This window comes from Hominiventricola sp. (assembly GCF_057604405.1).
Genome location: NZ_DBLYVB010000062.1, coordinates 1 through 2831, shown reverse-complemented (window position 1 = coordinate 2831; position 2831 = coordinate 1). Strand labels below are relative to the sequence as shown.

Here is a 2831-nt window from a genome sequence, read left to right as displayed (position 1 = left end):
TATCTCCAGATCACGGCTTCCGACCTGTCGGATCAGCTGCTGAAGGATTTTCTGGATATGGAATCCAGCCAGATCGTGACTATGCACATTCAGTCGGTAGACCAGAATAAAGCAATCAAATCCATCAAGCACACCATTACGGAGCTGGATCGTTCCAAGATTGAGGAACAGAAGAAAGCTGTCCGTTCCGGATACGATATGGACATCATTCCGTCAGATTTGGCAACTTACGGCAAGGACGCAAAGGCACTGCTGAAGGAATTGCAGAGCCAGAATGAGCGTATGTTCCTGCTGACCTTTCTGGTGATGAACACCGGCGAGACGGAGCAGGAGCTGGAAACCAATGTGTTTCAAGCTTCCAGTATCGCGCAGAAGTACAACTGCAACCTGCGCCGTCTGGACTTTCAGCAGGAGCAGGGGCTGATGAGCTGTCTGCCGCTGGCACAGAACCTGATTGAGATTCAGCGCAGCATGACTACCAGCAGCACGGCAATTTTCGTTCCGTTTACCACCCAGGAACTGTTTCAGACCGGGAAAGAGGCTCTGTACTATGGGCTGAATGCTCTGTCCAACAACCTGATTATGGTTGACCGGAAAAAGCTCAAAAACCCCAACGGGCTGATTCTGGGTACTCCCGGTTCCGGTAAATCCTTCTCTGCCAAGAGAGAAATCGCCAATGCGTTCCTGGTGACGGATGACGATGTAATTGTGTGTGATCCTGAAGCCGAGTACACGGCACTGGTGAAGAAATTTGAGGGGCAGGTCATTAAAATCAGCCCTTCCAGCACGCAGTATATCAACCCGATGGACATCAATGCGAACTATTCGGAAGAGGATAATCCGATTGCCCTGAAAGCAGATTTCATCCTGTCCCTGTGTGAGCTGATCGTGGGCGGAAAAGAAGGCTTGCAGCCGGTAGAAAAGACGGTCATCGACCGATGTGTTCATCAGATTTACCAGACCTATTTTGAAAATCCGGTGCCGGAGAACATGCCGGTGTTGCAGGACTTGTACGAGGCACTGCTCCGGCAGGATGAAAAGGAAGCACACCATGTGGCAACGGCACTGGAAATCTATGTGACCGGTTCGCTGAACCTGTTTAACCACCGCACCAACGTAGATATCAATAACCGGCTGGTCTGCTATGACATCAAGGAGCTGGGCAAGCAGCTGAAAAAGATCGGTATGCTGGTGGTGCAGGATCAGGTCTGGGGGCGTGTAACCGCCAACCGCAATGCCGGTAAAGCCACCCGCTACTATATGGACGAGTTCCATCTGCTTTTGAAAGAAGAGCAGACAGCGGCTTACAGCGTGGAAATCTGGAAGCGATTCCGTAAATGGGGTGGTATTCCCACCGGCATCACCCAGAACGTAAAAGATCTGCTTTCTTCCCGCGAAGTGACGAACATTTTTGAGAACAGTGACTTCATTTATATGCTGAATCAGGCAGCCGGTGACCGTCAGATTCTGGCGGATCAGCTGAATATCAGCCCGCACCAGCTGTCCTATGTGACTCACTCCGGCGAAGGCGAAGGACTGCTGTTCTACGGAAATGTGATTTTGCCGTTCGTTGATCGTTTCCCGACCGATCTGGAACTGTACCGGATTATGACGACAAAATTAACCGAAGTTCAGGAAGCAAAGGAGGCGTAAGCAATGGCTGGCAAGAAAAATCCGAATCTCGGAGACAAGCTGCGGCAGGAGCGCGAGGGTGCGGAGAACACCCTTCGCGATTCCAGAAGCAAAACCGCAGATAGCAGTACGGGAGACGGCGGCAAGAAAAAAGCGGAACACCGAAGGCAGATTCGTCACGAGGCCGATCTTGCTAAGATGCGCAGTAAGAAGCTGAAATCAGAGCAGGAAGTAAAAGCGAAAAAGAATGCAGCAGCTTCCGGGAAAAAAGGCGGAAAGCCAAAGAAGCCGGGAAATCTTGCGGCAGATGCACTTTCAGCCAAGGCACATCAGAGTGTGCGCAATGCCGACCAGGATAATAATTCTGGTGTGGAGGCAGCGCATTTTACCGAAGGCTCAGCGGAAGGTGCAGCCCGTGCTGGTTCCCGGTTCCAATATGGTCGAAAGCTGCTGCAGTACAAAAAGCTGGAGCGGTTGGAGAAAAAGGCAAATAAAGATGCCGCAGATTCCATCTTTGCGGAACGCATGAAGTCTGATCCGCAGGCTGGTTCCAATCTCTTTTCCCGATGGCGGCAGAAGCAGGCCATCAAAAAAGAGTATGCCGCTGCTAAGGCAGGTGCGGCCGCTGCGGAGAACACAGCAGCTGGCACAGCCAAAGCTGCGCAGGGGACTGCCAGTATGACGGAAAAGGCATTTCAGTTTGTGCAGAGCCACTCGCATATCATCATTGGCATCGCAGCCGTGGGACTGCTTGTTTTGGTGATTGCCGGGTCAGTATCGTCCTGCTCTGTCTTGATCAATGGCGGCGGCAATGTGGTGCTGGGAACTTCCTACACGGCAGAAGATGAAGATTTGAAAGGCGTGGAGACGGATTATACCAAGCTGGAGGATAAACTTCGTAAACAAATTGACCGTATTGAAACCGACCATCCGGGCTATGACGAGTATCGCTACAATTTGGCAGAGATCGGTCACAATCCCTATGAGCTTGCATCTCTGCTGACCGTAGAGTTTGAAAACTATACGAGAAGCCAGGTACAGGCGCGGCTCCAGAGTATCTTTGAAGCGCAGTATGAGCTGAAGTTGGAGGAAAAGGTAGAAATCCGGACAAGGAAAGAAACCCGTGTGGGTTATAGTTACAATCCGATCACCGGAACCGGACACACCTACACCTATCAGGTAACGGTACAGTATGAGTA

General features: G+C 51.2%; 2 protein-coding genes. Both read left to right on the top strand.

What is annotated here, in order from left to right; genetic code table 11:
- A partial coding sequence (locus ACZMB2_RS13850) for a VirB4-like conjugal transfer ATPase, CD1110 family (RefSeq protein ID WP_487597157.1) occupies positions 1-1653 on the top strand: 1653 nt, incomplete at its 5' end.
- Between the two features lie 3 nt (positions 1654-1656).
- Positions 1657-2831: CD1108 family mobile element protein (locus ACZMB2_RS13845; RefSeq protein ID WP_487597156.1), on the top strand; the 1175-nt coding region annotated here is incomplete at its 3' end.